This window comes from Ruegeria sp. D7 (assembly GCF_056534355.1).
This window is the reverse complement of sequence record NZ_JBQFPG010000003.1, coordinates 277,882-292,895: the sequence shown is the minus strand read 5'-3', so window position 1 is coordinate 292,895 and position 15,014 is coordinate 277,882. Positions and strand designations below refer to the sequence as shown.

Here is a 15,014-nt window from a genome sequence, read left to right as displayed (position 1 = left end):
CAAGGAGGTGCGCAAAGTGAACTCGCTGTCGGGCCGATTTCTGATCCTGACGACGGTCTTCGTCATGTTGGCCGAAGTACTGATCTTTGTGCCCTCGATCGCGCGCTTCCGTGAAGATTTTCTGCTGAACCGGCTGGAACGCGCCCAGATCGCCTCGCTTGCTTTGTTGGCCGACGATATGCTGGCTGATGAGCTTGAAGCGGAATTGCTGTCAAATGCGGGGGTCTATAACGTCGTATTGCGCCGCGACGAGGTGCGTCAGCTCATGCTGTCTTCACCGATCCCGACCCAGATCACCAAGACCTTTGATTTGCGTAATGCCAGCGCTTGGGTGCTGATCCGTGATGCGGTCTCGAGGCTGTTTACCCCCGAAAACGAGGTCATTCGTGTGATCGGCGCGCCGGTCAAAGACGCAGGACTGTTGATCGAGGTGACAATGGACAGTGAGCCTTTGCGTATGGCCATGACGGATTATGGTCTCCGCATCCTTGGGCTGTCCTTTGTGATCTCAATCATAACGGCCTCGTTCCTGTTTCTGGCTGTGCGCGTGGTACTGGTGCGTCCGATCAAAAGCGTTGTGGGCTACATGCAGCGCTATGCCAGCGCACCTGAGGATGCGCGCGGCATCATCTCCCCCAATTCCAAGGTGACCGAACTGCGCGAGGCCGAAGAGGCCCTGCAGATGCTTCAAACCGATCTGACCCAGGCCCTGAAACAACGTGAACGTCTGGCCCAGTTGGGCGGGGCGGTGGCTAAGGTCAGCCACGATCTGCGCAACATTCTGACGTCTGCTCAGCTGTTTACCGATCGAATTGAGGCCAGCAATGACCCCCTGGTGGCGCGAATGGCACCCAAACTTGTCAATTCGATCACGCGGGCGGTTTCTTTGTGCGAAAGCACCTTGGCGTTCGGACGCGCCGAAGAACCAGCCCCAACCCTGACCATGGTGCGCTTGCGGGACGTTACCGCAGATGTTGTCGCCAGCGAGCAACTCGCCATTGCCGATGCCTGCGTTGAGATTGTGAACGACGTACCCGAAGATCTTGTTATCCGTGCCGACCCAGAACAGATTTTCAGGGTTATCATGAACCTCGTGCGCAATGCCCGCCAGGCGCTTCTGACGTCGGGCAAGGCGGGTCGTGTAACCGTGTCGGCATCCGAACTTGATACCGACTGGTGCATCGAAATCAGCGACACAGGTCCAGGCCTGCCCCCAAAGGCACGAGAGAATCTGTTTACACCATTTCAGGGTGGTGTTCGCAAAGGGGGCTCGGGACTTGGGTTGGCGATTTCGCAAGAACTGGTGCGGGGCCACGGCGGAGATCTGTTTCTGAAAGACACAGGGCCAGATGGAACCACCTTTGAAATAAGGCTTCCACGCGGTGATATGACTTTTTGAAGTTTTTTTGAAGAATCGACTTGCGCGCCCTCGGCCTCAGGTCTAAATACCGCCTCACCAACGCGGACCGATAGCTCAGCTGGATAGAGTACTTGACTACGAATCAAGGGGTCGGGGGTTCGAATCCTCCTCGGTCCGCCACTTGGTAATTTACCTGAATTTTGATGGACCACGCTAGGCTGCTAAAACCTTTGTGTTTTATGGCTGTAGTCTCACTAGTGCGTTCCATTGGATTTTACCCGATTTCACCACTATACTTTCATTGAGTGGTATATTTTGTGGTATTTTCATGGCTGCGCTCAGCGGGAAGCTGACAAAGAAGCTGGTAGAGAATCTTGGTCCGGGTCGGCATGGCGACGGTTCTGGCTTGTACCTTGTTGTTGATCCATCGGGTGCACGCCGCTGGATCGTGCGCGTAACGGTCAAAGGGCAGAAGAACCGAAAGGGGGCACCACTGCGCACGGATTTCGGGTTGGGTGGCGCGGATGTCGTCACTTTGAACCATGCCCGAGAAAGAGCGCTCGAATACAGGCGAATGGCGAAGGCCGGTTTGAACCCGCGCTTCAATGCCCAACGCGAAATCCCGACCTTCGAAGAACTCAGCCGTCAGGTTCATATCGACCGTTTGCCGACATGGAAAAATGCCAAGCACGGCCAGCAATGGCTCAACACTTTGCGCGACTATGCGTTCCCAAAGATCGGGCGCATGCCAGTCGACAGCATTGATCAGCCCGAAGTGCTGATGTGCCTGGCCCCCATCTGGACCGAGAAACACGAAACCGCAAAGCGACTGTCTCAGCGGATCAAGACGGTGCTCGACGTGGCAAAATCCAAGGGTTTCCGCTCAGGCGAGAACCCGGTGACCGCTATCCGCGAAGGTAAAGTGCTGCCCACCGTCAAAGCCAAGGTCCAGCACCATGACGCAATGCCGTGGCAGGAGGTGCCAGCGTTCTATGCCGAGTTGCAGATCCGTTCAGCCATGGCAGCCAAGGCGTTACAGTTCACCATTCTGACCGCCTGCCGAACCTCAGAGGTGCTGGAGATGAAATGGCCCGAGGTTGATGTCGATGCGCACCTGTGGACCATTCCAGCGGAACGCATGAAAGGCGGGCAGGTCCATCGCGTGCCTCTCACCGAAGAAATGCTGGCCATTCTGGAGCCGCTGCGCGCGCTGGCCTCTGACTATGTGTTCGAGGGGCAAAAGCGGCATCAGCCCTTGTCTAATATGTCCATGCTGATGCTGCTGCGCCGGATGCGGCAGAATGGCGTCACCGTGCATGGCTTCCGCAGTTCGTTTCGGGATTGGGCGGCGGAAGCTTCAAACGCGCCGCGCGAACTGGCGGAGGCGGCTTTGGCCCATCAGGTTGGATCGGATGTGGAGCGGGCCTATGCGCGGTCGGATTTGCTGGAAAAGAGGCGTGAACTAATGGAGCTTTGGTCACGTGTAACCGTTACGAAGTCTCTACATATTAGAGGTGGTGATGTTTAGTATTCCTAGCTTTACACCAATATGCAGGTTGTGGGACAAAATCCCGGCTGCGAGTTTCAACAAATGCTATGAAATCGGTCTTCAATTCCCTGCCAGTGACCCAGACTACGCGCTCAGTGTTACGGCCAGTGACTGGCTTGAGGTGAAGTTCTTTAGCTGTATTTCTGACAATATGCACATCTGTGGACCGGACGGAACTTGCTTAAAGATAGATTTTAGATGTTTGCGTCATGATGGTCTAACAATACACGACTTAGCGCTACATGAAGAGGGAGCGAAGTTATTAAGCCCGGATATCGAAGGATTGGGTAAAGCTAGAAGACTATTTTCGTTGCCTAAAGAGGATTTTATTGCCGACGCGTTACGATGCTCCGACTCCTATTGGAGTGCGTCGCTTGACCTTGGTCTACAGCACGAGTTTATCTCGGTGCCGCTTTTTCATACACGGAATACCTACACAATATCCTTGCATGTCTTCGATCTCTTAGACGAGCTCAACTACATGGAAGTTATTGACCTGAAGACTGTTGCTCAGATTCTTAGACCCTTTTCAGGTTGGGCGTTATGCGTGCCGGATAGCTTTATAGAGTCATCGTGGGATGAATATTGGCGCCAAGATTTATTAAAGGGTAACGCCCCTTCAAAATCTGTTGGGCCTGGCCGTCCACGTTTAATAGAAAAAGCTCTGAGTGACTTGCGGATAGTTTTTGGAGAAAGCATTGAAGGTTTGACGATAAAGCAGATTGTTCGAGGGGTAGAAGAAAAAACCGGAAACCGATATTCGGAATCGACCCTTCGTCGCGCCATGCGTCAAAATTCAGATCAAAACTGAGGTTGTTACTACCAAAATGGTGATCAAAATTGTTGAGTATTTTTGGGAAATTAGATCGTTTTAAAGTACTAAAGGCCTAGTGTTATCGAAAGACCATCGCAACAGATCCAAGAGGATTTCAACGATGGCAAACGTCTTCAATGACAACCGGGTCTATTTCCCAGAAGACCCAGAAATGCAATTGCTGGGAAACCGCGAGAAGCTGGCTCAATGGCGCCACCGCATGTGTGGTCCGGCCTTTATCCGCATCGGTCGGCGGATCGCCTATCACGGCACCGATCTGAACTCCTGGCTGGCGGCCCGGCGCACCGATCCCAACAACGAGGCTGCATAATGAAAAACCCCAACTCCAAGCGCGGAGATGGGGCTTTTCCAGTGACATCGGCTGCCACCCTAGCAAGTCAAGTTGATGCCACAGGATGCCCCGCGCCGGCAAGCCAAAACGAGCGCCGGTACTACTGGTCGCCACTGAGCCACTCGGTCGAACGGGTGATCGTACGGAAAGGACGGATCGAGCATGGCTGATATGTCCTTTTCCAAATCGCGCGATCAAAGCTATGAAAGTGGGCTGGAAGACGCCCCCCTTTCCAAGACTGATCATCGAGAAACCGCTGAGACCTACCATGGCGAGCTCTTTCGCCATGCTGTTTACCGCGTCGCAGTTTGTCGGGACGGTATCCAATGGTTGTTTCAGCGCCAGAGACCCCAATTTCCGACCGGGGGAGCGGCCTGGGACACGCTCGGGTACTGTGCTTTCAAATCCGGCCTAACCCGGCTCGTCCGGGCGCATATCGGCTGTGACATACTCGAACTGGATGGTTTGCCCGAGCATTTCCAGCGGAGGTGTCGCGATGAGTAGGCGCCGGTCTCCCAATGGCAAGCGGTCGGATGAGGGCCAATACGTTCCTCTGCCCTATGCCATGATCAAATCTCCGGCGTGGCGGGCTCTGTCCGGACCTGCCGTGAAGCTCTGGCTGGAGCTTCACACCCGCTTCAACGGTGGTAACAACGGCAAGCTGTTTCTGTCGATGAACGAAGCGGCAGACATTCTTGGCCTAGGTAAGGCCACTGTTCAGCGGGCTTTCGAAGAACTTCAGGACAAAGGCTTCCTTGTGCTTGAGCGTGAAGGCAACTGGTACCACCGGCGCGCGCATGAATGGCGGCTGACTACCAAGACGACGCAGACCCGTTCCGGCAAGAAATCAGCCACCAACGATTGGCGGTTCTGGCAGCCCCAAAAAACAAAACGCGGTTCTGAGACGGACCCGTCAGCATCCTCTGTGGTTCCGTTTGAGAACCCAAAGATCTCTCATGGTTCCAAATCAGAACCCGTCAGGCCGGTTTCTCGTCGGTCCTTCGGTTCTGAAACGGAACACTAATACTAACCACTCCCTGTTACGCGAGGCGGACATGAGCAAGACACCGAAAGACAATGGCAAAGATCTGCTGACAAAGAACTCCGAGCTTACCGAAGCAGAAACCAATGCGATTGCGGATTTGAAGGAACGGAAGAGATCACGCGTTCAATCCCCGGACATCAAGTTGGATTTTGATGAAGACACACGACGGCTCACGGTTGGGCACAAAGGAAAAGATCCAACGGCAGCCTGTGCCTTGGCGATGCATGAGCTGGGTACGGTTGATTACCGGTTCTTCGAAGGCGTAATGGACCAAGTCGCAATTCTCGGACAACAGGACAGCTCGGTTTCTGAGACCGCATCGAACTTTGTGATGTCCGTTGTTGCCGGGGTCAGACCGCAAGACGAGATTGAAGCCATGCTGGCGATCCAGATGGGCGCGATCCATCAGGCCACGATGATGATGGCGCGCCGACTGAACCACGTAAAAACTCTCCCGCAGCAAGATTCGGCGGAACGAGCGCTCAATAAGCTGGCGCGAACTTTCACAAGCCAGGTCGAAACCCTGAAGAGGTATCGATCCAAGGCGGATCAGACCGTCCGTGTCGAGCGCGTCGAGGTCAAAGAAGGTGGGCAGGCCATTGTCGGCAACGTCCAAAACGGGGGGCGGTCGGATGACAAAAAGTGACGGCAACCTCATGGACCCTACGAAAAGACTCAATGATGCGCCCAGGTGCACAGCAACGGCAAAGTCCACCGGCAAGCGATGCAAAGCTCCAGCGGTTCGAGGCTGGCGTGTTTGCCGAGTTCATGGTGCAGGCGGCGGGCATGCATCAGGACCTGACCATCCGTCCTGGAGACATGGACAAAGGTCCAGAGAAGCTGAGGAACTGCGCAAGACCATCAATGAATTGATCCGAACAGACAAGACGCTGCAGAAGCAGATCCATTGATTGGGCAGGGGCTGGTAACCGACACAAAGTAGTCATTCGACAAAACTAGTCGGATGTCTGCACCGAGCCCAAATTGATCGATGCTGCGCGACGCTCCAATCACAGCAATGCGCAGAAAGCTGACTTTGCAAAGTTTTGGCTTTGGGTAAGGAGCCGACATCCAATTTGATGTGCGAATATTACTACCGCAGCATTGATTTCGGTCAGCTACCACTTCAGCCCTGCGCGACCTGTGTGGTTGTAGGCAACTGGTGGTCTTTTTGTTACTTTGGAATTGGCAACTACTTTTCTGGTGCCAAAAAAATATATATGAGCCCGACTTTGCAGAGATTGCTTGTAATAATAGTATGCATCATCGCTCTCACGGTGCCTCGTGCCATGCAGGCCTGCACGGTTTGTATTGAGTTGCCTGAAACCTCTATTGCTGATCATATACTGTCTGCAAAAGTGATTGTGTTTGCACGGCCGTCACCAGAAAACCCGTTCAAGTTCTCAGCTCATCGCTTCGTTAAGGGGAGTAGTAAAGAGTTCGAATCCTTACCGGAGATACCCTTCTTGGTTGATAGCGTCACGCGGCGAGAGTTTCGTTCTGATCCGACAACAACTGTTCTGCTGACCTACGGACCCAAATACAACGATAAAGCTGGGCGTGGCATTTCATGGGGGTGGCGACGCATTTTCACTATGAATCGAGATAGAAATACTTTTCTCGAGAGGCTTCAAACAATCGGTCGGTTTTGGGCTCACGGAGAAACCGACAACCCTGAGCGGGTTTTGTTCTTTGCCGAGTATTTATGGCATGCTGATACGGCTCTGCATAACGTAGCATTAGTCGAAGTAGACCGTGCGCCATATAAGCTCGTTCGTGCAATCGGAGGCAGTTTTTCAACAAGCCGGATTTTGAGTGAGCTGAACGACTTAAATCGCTTTGCTTACAGGCCTGTGACAATTCGATTGCTTGGATTACAAACTGACTCACATGCACGTTCTGTTGTGCGGTCGCGCTACATCAAATCCCTGAAATCCGGAGGTTTGAATTTGTACGACTGGGCACTTGCTGGAGTTGAAGCGGAAGAAATGCAAGCGATCAACGCGATTGATCTCGCACTTCAAGATCCACGCAAGTCAGCAGAAGAAAAAAGCTCGCTGATCCGAGCTTTGACCGGCGCTGGCTCATTTCTTGAAAACTTAAGACCTGAAATCGCCCAGATATTATCTTCGGTTTTAGAACGCGATCGCGAGTTCGCTCTCCAAATTGCGGCGGCAACACGAAATTGGGAGCCAAGCGTCCTTCACCAACAATTTGAAACCCTAGTTGCATTGGAAGAAACAGACCTCCCAACGCAATATATTCTCAATATCGCACTGGGTGCTGAAATAGCGGTGGAGTGAATTGCCGGCATTCATACCACCGTCGCTTGGGTCTTACCCGAACGTGCAACTTGAAACAGCAATGACTACCATTCGCTCTTTACTTCCAATGGATGCCCACCGCTGAGAATGACTGCGGCGAGCCATTACTTACCGATGCTGCGCGATGCACGAATGACTGCAATAGGCGCAGAAAGCGGACTTTACAAATTTCGGTGTTCGGCCCTACCAAGACCTTGATTCAAATTGAAGTTGCGCTCGACTACGCGGTTGAGCACGATGTTTCAACCAGTCTCACAAATCTATTTTTTTGAACGCAGTCAGGGCAGATGCCTTCGGCTTCCACGACGGTTTTTTCGATGCGAAACCCGACAGCGTGCGGCTTCTCCTGTAGCACCTTTTGCGGGTGTGGAGTTTGTCTGCACCACAGCTTCACAGATACGGCATATCATAAAGGCGGTTGAATGGTTTTCACCTGGATGCGCGCAGGCGACAAACGCGTTCAAACGTTCGATCCTATGCACAAAACCGTTCTCTGTTAAGAAATCGAGGGCACGGTATGCGACCGGTGGTTGTGATCCGACCCCTGCTTCTCGAAGTGTACCCAATTTAGTGTGTCGCCAGTATTGCGATACGGCCGCGACCCGGTGTCCTTTTCTTATTCGTGATCGCGTCGCGGATCGACATTTTTGTCGTCGGCTGCCTTGCAGTAATCACAATGGGCCTCGGCACTGCGGCGTTTAATCTTATGGTCTCCGCTTCGGGTGTGACTGCCCGTCGACTTGCAGCGCTTTCCCTCGACAGTCGTGCGATGCGGCGGTTCTCGGCGGGTGTTCACATTGCCGGTGGTGCTCTTATCACGCTGGCTAGTTCAAGTTTGGCTTTGACCTATCTGGACAGTTCGATTGTTTTTCCTTAGTGATGTTATGTTATTACATAAATGAGCATGCGATGTTTATGACCCACGCCTCAAAATCCCAGCCTGACTCCACTGACGAACTGCGCGTCCCGGTGACTTTGCTCACTGGATTTTTGGGTGCGGGTAAAACAACTTTGCTCAATCAGGTGCTTTCGGACTCATCTTCAGGACCCATTGCCGTCATTGTAAATGAATTTGGTGAGGCAGGTCTGGACCATGACCTGATTGAAACAGTGGACGGCGATGTCATGTTGATGTCTTCAGGCTGCTTGTGCTGTTCCATCCGCGGTGATCTTTCAGACACGTTCGTCAAGCTACTTGCGCGGAAAGACGAAGGCATCCTCAATTTTGATCGCGTGGTGATTGAAACGACAGGGCTGGCTGATCCGGGTCCGATTCTTCAAACGCTGCTGGTAGATTCATACCTCGGTCGAAGTACTCGAATGGACGGTGTTGTCACAGTTGTGGATGCGGTAAATGGGCCTGCGACTTTGGATGCCCAATTCGAGGCCGTGTCTCAGGTTGCGATGGCCGATCTGATTGTCTTGAGCAAAACAGACCTCGTTTCAGAAGCCTCTACGGCAGCCGTTACCGAGAGACTGCGCGCTCTGAACCCGACGGCCGACATCATTCGCCCTTCAGATCGTGAGTTCGCACCGAAGAGTCTTTGGAACCTGACGAGCTTGCGGGAAGACGCACGGCAACAGGATGCCCTTTCGTGGACGACGCCCAAGGTCGCTGACGATCCCTTGGGAAATCTCTCCGGTCTAAAACCAAGTTCGGCGATGAGTCCGGTGACGACGTCCGAGTTTCGTCGTCATGACACTGACATAGCATCTATTTCGATTGTTTTGGACGAGGCGCTGGACGATGACGTGTTCGACAGGTGGTTCGACACCCTGATCGCCTACAAGGGCCAGGACATCCTACGCGTAAAAGGCATCTTGTTTCTTGATGGTATCGACACGCCGTTTGCGTTCCATGGTGTCCAGCACATTTTCGACCCGCCAGTCCCGTTGAAGAACTGGACAGGCGAAGACCGGCGCACCCGCATCGTATTGATCGGCCGCAATTTGGAGCGGTCAGAGATCCAGCGCAGCCTTGATCTGTTGCGCAAAACTCAACCTACACAAACCCAACACTCGACGGAGTTGCAAGGCAATGACTGATACTCGACTACCCGTAACCGTCCTGTCCGGATTTCTTGGTGCCGGCAAAACCACATTGCTCAATCGTGTTTTGAACAATCGTGAAGGTCGTCGTGTGGCCGTCATTGTCAACGACATGTCCGAGGTCAACATCGACGCCGATCTTGTGCGCGCGGACACAGAACTGTCGCGTACCGATGAGACTTTGGTCGAAATGTCAAACGGTTGTATCTGCTGCACACTTCGCGATGACCTTTTGCAAGAGGTGCGCCGTCTGGCAGAAGGTGGCCGCTTTGACTACCTATTGATTGAGTCCACCGGTATCTCAGAACCTCTACCTGTTGCTGCAACCTTCGATTTTCGGGATGAGCTAGGCGAGAGCCTGTCTGATGTGTCTCGATTGGACACGATGGTGACAGTCGTCGATGCCGTAAATCTGCTGCAAGACTATTCCAGCCACGATTTCCTTAAGGATCGGGGGGAAACCCTGGGTGAGGAAGATGACCGGTCCCTGGTCAACCTGCTGGTAGAGCAGATTGAGTTTGCTGATGTCGTAATCCTCAACAAAGTGGCCGATGCAGGCCCGGAACGTACAGACGCGGCGCGCAAGATCATTCGCAGCCTGAACGCGGATGCCCGTATCATTGAAACCAATCACTCTGACGTGGCTACCGAGGCGATCCTCGATACGGGCATGTTTGACTTCGAAAAAGCACATGAGCACCCGATGTGGGCGAAGGAGCTTTATGGCTTTGCCGACCACGTGCCCGAAGCCGAGGAATACGGTGTTGCCAGCTATGTCTACCGCGCACGGCAACCGTTTGAGCCTGAGAAGATTCTGAAAGTACTGAATGGGGATTTGCCCGGCGTCATCCGCGCGAAAGGACATTTCTGGCTGGCGACGCGCCCCAATTGGGTTGCCGAATTCTCGATGGCGGGCGCATTGTCTTCCGTCAAGCCATTGGGCACATGGTGGGCTTCGGTACCCAAGGAACGCTGGCCGGACCACAAAAGCGCACGGGAATACATGCAGGCGCATTGGTCCGAGCCGTGGGGCGACCGTCGGCAAGAGATCGTATTCATTGGCTCTGGCATCGACTGGCCCGGTTTGAAAGAACGGCTTGACGCATGCCTGGTCCCTGAAGGCGTAGCTGCCGGCCCCGGTGCATTGCCATTGGACCTTCCCGACCCGTTCCCCGGCTGGCGGCGTGAAGGAGAAGCGGCGTGACCTTCACACAAACGGAAATCAGGGATGCCGCAATTGGTGTTGGCATTGCGGATAAGCCTGACGATTTGGCGGCGATCCGCAAACCGGGATGCGCCGCCTCGATCTGGCGCCGACAACCGCCCCAAGGGTTTCAGGACTGGATTGATGAGCTGCGCCCGGATCAGTTACCAGCAACCCGGACGGTTCTGCGCGGAGAGGCGGTAGGAGAGGCCGTTCAACATATTTGCGATATCGCAGGAATGGATAAATGCGCTGAACGCACGTGGCTAGTAGAAGACATCGCTGACCTGTCGATACGGTTCGCGGAAATCATGCAGTCGCCTTACCTGCGTTTGCGCCTTGGTGTCGTCAACACGAACGCATGCCGAAAGTTCCACATTGATGCGATCATGGCGCGTTTGATCTGCACCTATCGGGGCACTGGCACGCAATACGGTGTATCGACCGATGGCAAGGAGCCGCAAAAGGTATTCACGGTTGCTACTGGGGCTCCGATGGTCATGCGTGGAACACGTTGGCCGGAAAACCCTGCTTCTAGTTTACTGCACCGCTCACCACCCATCGAAGGCTCAGGAGAAACGCGTTTGGTTCTCGTTCTGGACCCCGTCTTCGACATGGACGACGCTTAGAGAGACGAAGCGCGCCCGCTGTGCATCTCTGAAAGAGAATGAAAGCGATCGAATTTGACGTTGACAGCCTGACCTTCGACGAGCGTGGCTTAATCTCAGCTATCGCTTAGGATGGGGAAACTGGCGAAATACTAATGCTTGCCTGGATGAACGCAGCCACAATCAAAGACACAATCGCTTCAGGCCGGATCGTGTATTGGTCGCGGTCTCGGGCCGCTTTCGGGCTGGCTATGGTCGTTTGGAGTGAAAATGCGGATGGCCGCAAAGTCCGCGAGGCAGCCTTTCGTACTTGTTCCACTGAACGGCCGTTACTCAACCAGAGATCGCTTCACATAAAACCGCCTCAAGGGTGATTGCGGTTTGTTGCTGTGAAGCGTTTCAACTCAAGGCTGTATTCTCGCGCCTCTGAACTAAAGCGCAAATGCAGAAGTTCGAGAACACAATAAGAGGCTCTGGCGCGGTCCAGGAAGATTTTCCTGATATACTTTCGTATCGGAAGCGATCTTATTTGCGTACAAATATGCGTCCGCGTGTCCGTCAGAAGCTGTGATTTGTTGCTACCTCAGTCCTGTCAACAGTTTCTGAGGCGACATTGCGTATATTGCACGAAACACCGGGGTCGGACCTGGATTGGAAGGTCAAAGCACCGCTGGTCGTGGAAACCCCCTCTGGCGCGGTGGTCGCGATTGAACGCTGGTCGCTTGCGGGGCTGGAATGGCCGGACGACGCGCCTGAATGCCCCAAAACCGCGACACTTAGCGTTCCGTTTCAAGGCGTAGATATCCGCTTCCCGGTACGTTTGTCGAAGCCAGGTCCCAATTCCACAGTGCAGCTGGAAGGTCTAAGCGGTCGGCAACGCGAGACGTTGGCTCTGTTTTATCGCTCTCTGTTGTCTGGGCGAATGGCAAGCAGCGCAGATGTGATAACCAGTCTCGACACTCCGGTTGACTTGGTGCCGATGGAGGAAACGGAAGGCGAACAATCCCGGAAACCTGCGAGATTTCTTCCACGATCTTTGCGTGTTGTACTCAATGTGACGACCTATCTGCTGATCGCAGCAGCGGTGATTGGCGTTATTGGAAACAACATTTTCACCAATTTGGACCGAATTGACATCCAACACGGGCGCGTGTTGGCCCCAATGATCTCTTCTTTCCCTTCAGCCAACGGCTATATCGAACACATTGAAGTCACGGCTGGGCAGGAGGTGCGCGAGGGTGATCTTCTATTCTTGATGGACGATGCGGAAGCTGTGGCGGCGCTCAAACGCACCGAGGCGGAACTGGCGCTTGCCCGCACCGAGGATGTCAAAATCTCCGAGGCTTTGAAAGAACTTCGGTCCCTATCAAACTCGGAGGTATTATCCGAACGCGTCGCGGCAGCCATGCGCTTCTATGTAGAGTTTGTGCAGGACGGCGGGTTTGACGATCTACGGCGCCAATGGCTTAGCCTTCGTGAACGCAACCCTGAGCTGGCGCAGTCGGTCGATCCAGTATTGATCGTAACAAACTTGCTGGAAGCCGAAGAACGCAATCGCGCCTCCGCGGTAAAGGCGTTGGAAGCAACAAAAGAAGCTCAGCAACAGAAAATTGAAAACAATCACGTTCGCGCAGCAACAGACGGGATTGTTCAGGACTTCATCGTTCGGAAGGGGCAGCCGTTCGGTGGTACGGCAAACGAGTTGGTCTTTGAAACGGCTGAGCCTCGTATGACGATCGGGTGGGTGTCGGAACGGTTTGCTGAAACGATTTACATCGGCATGCCCGCAACGATCGGCTTCAATGAGAAGGGAAAGAAGATCACCATTCCCGGTGAGGTCTGGGACGTGCGCGCAGGGGACAATCCTGAACGACCCGGAGAATTCGGAATCATTGTTACGGTTCGCGCAATTGGCCTGTCCTCGAAACAAACAAAGAGCCAATTACGGTTGGGAGCCCCGGTAAATCTGGAAGCAAAGCGACAGTTGGGGACACACTTCCGTACCTGGATAAAGTCCATGGACCCACGTGTGGGCCGATCCGATGACTGAATATGAGTTCGACAAGGATCTGGCTTGGCGGTTAAGGGAGCTGCAAACAAATGTTCCCAACTATTTTTGCAAGTGGTCACTACCGCAGTTCACCTTGTTTTTGCTCTTGTTTATGGGGCTGCTCTGGCTGTTGGCGAATGTACCGAACCGGTTCTTCAACCCGAGTGTTTTGCACGTCACGATGGTCCTTGGAACACTTGGGTTCTGGCGATTTGGTTGGTGGTTTACCCATGCGTTAAGGGCTCAGATTTATGCGAAAGGCAAATGGCCGGGCATGCGGCGCCGGGCGGATGCAATTTGGGATGCGGGCTGGCGCCCCAAACGCCTTCATATTCAGATGACGACCTATTTTGAGGAACCCTCCATCACCAAACGTGTTGTGGGGTCCATCCTCGGACAAATCCGCCGCGAACGGATTCCGACGACGATCTATATCGGTACAGGCAGTGCATATGATGAGCAGGTCATTCGCGACTTTGTCGAAACCTATGCGCAGGATATCCCGGATGATCTGGCGACGCTTGTATTCATCCGTCAGAACCAGCCGGGCAAGCGAATGGCGATTGGTCTGATCCTGCGGGCGATCTGTCGATCCGGTGCTTCGCCTGATGATTTGGTGATCTTTATGGACGGCGACGCCCTGTTTGGCGGGGATGTTCTACGTAAAACCCTGCCAATGTTTGCAAGCGATCCAGAATTACAGGCGCTGACCACAGATGAAGAGGTCATATGCTATGGCCCGGCCTGGATCGCAAAATGGCTGGACATGCGGTTCGCCCAGCGTCGCCTTGCGATGCAAAGCCATGCTTTGTCGGGTCGTGTGTTGACGTTGACGGGGAGAATGAGCGTGTTTCGCGCGCGCCATATTCTGGACGAAAAATTCATTCGCACGATCGAGGCGGATCACCTGCATCACTGGCTTTGGGGTAATTTCCGGTTTCTGTCCGGGGATGACAAATCAACCTGGTATCGCCTGCTGAGCGTGGGTGCGAAAATGACCTATGTGCCGGATGCGACGGTCTACACAATTGAGGTCATCAAGGAAAATGGCCTCATGCGGATGGTCCAGAATTTCCGCCGTTGGTCGGGCAACATGCTGCGGAACGGAAGTCGCGCAATCGCACTTGGGCCGACTGCAATGCCGTTTTTCATCTGGTGGTGTGTCGTTGATCAACGGATCGCCATGTGGACTATGATGGTCAGTCCGGTCATGGCCGTTGTCGGCAGCCTGATTGCGCCGGGTTACTTCTGGAACTGCATCATCTGGGTGTTGTTTTCTCGGATCGTGCTGTGTCTGTTCCTGTTCGGATACAGCAGGCGCGCGGATATGAGTTGGCCGTTCATCCTGTATCTCAATCAAGTGATCAACGCGACGGTCAAGATCTACATGATCTTTCACCTATCCAAACAGAAATGGTCGAACAGAGGCAACCAAAGCTCTGGCGGTGGATCGGGCTTTGCCGAGACACTAAAAAGCGGATTTGCCAAGTTCCAGATGGTCACCGCTATCCTGACGTTTTTAACCGCCATCCTGACCTATGTCGGTCTGATCGAGATGCAGTTCGGCTAATAGACCTATCCTTTCGATAGTGAGCTTAAGCCTATGACACACAGCAATAAGAGCGGGGGCCGATAATCTGGAATCAGACTTGTAATGAT

15 protein-coding genes, 1 tRNA gene and 1 pseudogene are annotated in these 15,014 nt (G+C 53.6%); 16 read left to right on the top strand and 1 reads right to left on the bottom strand.

Annotated elements, in window-relative coordinates:
* The first annotated feature begins 16 nt into the window (after positions 1-16).
* The 9 genes from ACRZ9U_RS06455 (at position 17) to ACRZ9U_RS06415 (ending at position 7,423) form a co-directional block, all read left to right on the top strand.
* Positions 17-1,399, top strand: a complete 1,383-nt coding sequence (locus ACRZ9U_RS06455; protein WP_480886695.1) for a sensor histidine kinase — start codon at positions 17-19, stop codon at positions 1,397-1,399.
* Between the two features lie 64 nt (positions 1,400-1,463).
* Positions 1,464-1,540: transfer RNA gene (locus tag ACRZ9U_RS06450), tRNA-Arg, on the top strand.
* 148 nt (positions 1,541-1,688) lie between these two features.
* Positions 1,689-2,888 (top strand): site-specific integrase, encoded by a 1,200-nt coding sequence (locus ACRZ9U_RS06445; protein WP_170402739.1) that lies wholly within the window; start codon positions 1,689-1,691, stop codon positions 2,886-2,888.
* Positions 2,881-3,720: a hypothetical protein gene (locus tag ACRZ9U_RS06440; RefSeq protein ID WP_170402737.1), complete on the top strand. Its 840-nt coding sequence runs from the start codon at positions 2,881-2,883 to the stop codon at positions 3,718-3,720. The genes ACRZ9U_RS06445 and ACRZ9U_RS06440 overlap by 8 nt, the downstream gene beginning before the upstream one ends.
* 124 nt (positions 3,721-3,844) lie before the next feature.
* A complete protein-coding gene (locus tag ACRZ9U_RS06435) occupies positions 3,845-4,054 on the top strand; it encodes a MerR family transcriptional regulator (RefSeq protein WP_480901461.1) in 210 nt (69 codons plus the stop codon).
* Positions 4,055-4,237: 183 nt separating this feature from the next.
* On the top strand, positions 4,238-4,579 hold the full coding sequence (locus tag ACRZ9U_RS06430) for a hypothetical protein (protein WP_170402731.1): 342 nt from the start codon (positions 4,238-4,240) through the stop codon (positions 4,577-4,579).
* On the top strand, positions 4,572-5,099 hold the full coding sequence (locus tag ACRZ9U_RS06425; RefSeq protein ID WP_170402728.1) for a helix-turn-helix domain-containing protein: 528 nt from the start codon (positions 4,572-4,574) through the stop codon (positions 5,097-5,099). The genes ACRZ9U_RS06430 and ACRZ9U_RS06425 overlap by 8 nt, the downstream gene beginning before the upstream one ends.
* Before the next feature lie 31 nt (positions 5,100-5,130).
* Complete coding sequence (locus ACRZ9U_RS06420; protein WP_170402725.1) at positions 5,131-5,766, top strand: hypothetical protein; 636 nt, start codon at positions 5,131-5,133, stop codon at positions 5,764-5,766.
* 433 nt (positions 5,767-6,199) lie between these two features.
* The gene (locus tag ACRZ9U_RS06415) at positions 6,200-7,423 is read left to right on the top strand and encodes a hypothetical protein (protein WP_170402720.1); all 1,224 of its coding nucleotides are present in this window, start codon (positions 6,200-6,202) and stop codon (positions 7,421-7,423) included.
* A 241-nt stretch (positions 7,424-7,664) separates the two neighbouring features.
* Here ACRZ9U_RS06415 and ACRZ9U_RS06410 read toward each other — a convergent pair.
* Positions 7,665-8,010 (bottom strand): annotated as a pseudogene (locus tag ACRZ9U_RS06410) (hypothetical protein); the annotation flags it as partial.
* Between the two features lie 110 nt (positions 8,011-8,120).
* Between ACRZ9U_RS06410 and ACRZ9U_RS06405 the strand changes: the two are divergent.
* From ACRZ9U_RS06405 to ACRZ9U_RS06375, 7 genes are all read left to right on the top strand, one after another.
* Complete coding sequence (locus ACRZ9U_RS06405; RefSeq protein WP_480901458.1) at positions 8,121-8,321, top strand: hypothetical protein; 201 nt, start codon at positions 8,121-8,123, stop codon at positions 8,319-8,321.
* A 38-nt stretch (positions 8,322-8,359) separates the two neighbouring features.
* Positions 8,360-9,490, top strand: a complete 1,131-nt coding sequence (locus ACRZ9U_RS06400; RefSeq protein WP_170402946.1) for a CobW family GTP-binding protein — start codon at positions 8,360-8,362, stop codon at positions 9,488-9,490.
* The gene (locus tag ACRZ9U_RS06395) at positions 9,483-10,697 is read left to right on the top strand and encodes a CobW family GTP-binding protein (protein WP_170402717.1); all 1,215 of its coding nucleotides are present in this window, start codon (positions 9,483-9,485) and stop codon (positions 10,695-10,697) included. The genes ACRZ9U_RS06400 and ACRZ9U_RS06395 overlap by 8 nt, the downstream gene beginning before the upstream one ends.
* Complete coding sequence (locus ACRZ9U_RS06390) at positions 10,694-11,326, top strand: DUF1826 domain-containing protein (RefSeq protein WP_480901455.1); 633 nt, start codon at positions 10,694-10,696, stop codon at positions 11,324-11,326. The genes ACRZ9U_RS06395 and ACRZ9U_RS06390 overlap by 4 nt, the downstream gene beginning before the upstream one ends.
* 134 nt (positions 11,327-11,460) lie before the next feature.
* Positions 11,461-11,679, top strand: coding sequence for a phosphoribosyl-AMP cyclohydrolase (locus ACRZ9U_RS06385; protein ID WP_480901454.1), 219 nt, complete (start codon positions 11,461-11,463; stop codon positions 11,677-11,679).
* Positions 11,680-11,918: 239 nt separating this feature from the next.
* Entirely contained in the window at positions 11,919-13,355 is a 1,437-nt protein-coding gene (locus ACRZ9U_RS06380) for an HlyD family secretion protein (protein ID WP_170402714.1), read from the top strand.
* Complete coding sequence (locus ACRZ9U_RS06375) at positions 13,348-14,925, top strand: glycosyltransferase (RefSeq protein WP_170402711.1); 1,578 nt, start codon at positions 13,348-13,350, stop codon at positions 14,923-14,925. Before ACRZ9U_RS06380 ends, ACRZ9U_RS06375 begins: the two co-directional genes overlap by 8 nt.
* The last annotated feature ends 89 nt before the right edge of the window (positions 14,926-15,014 follow it).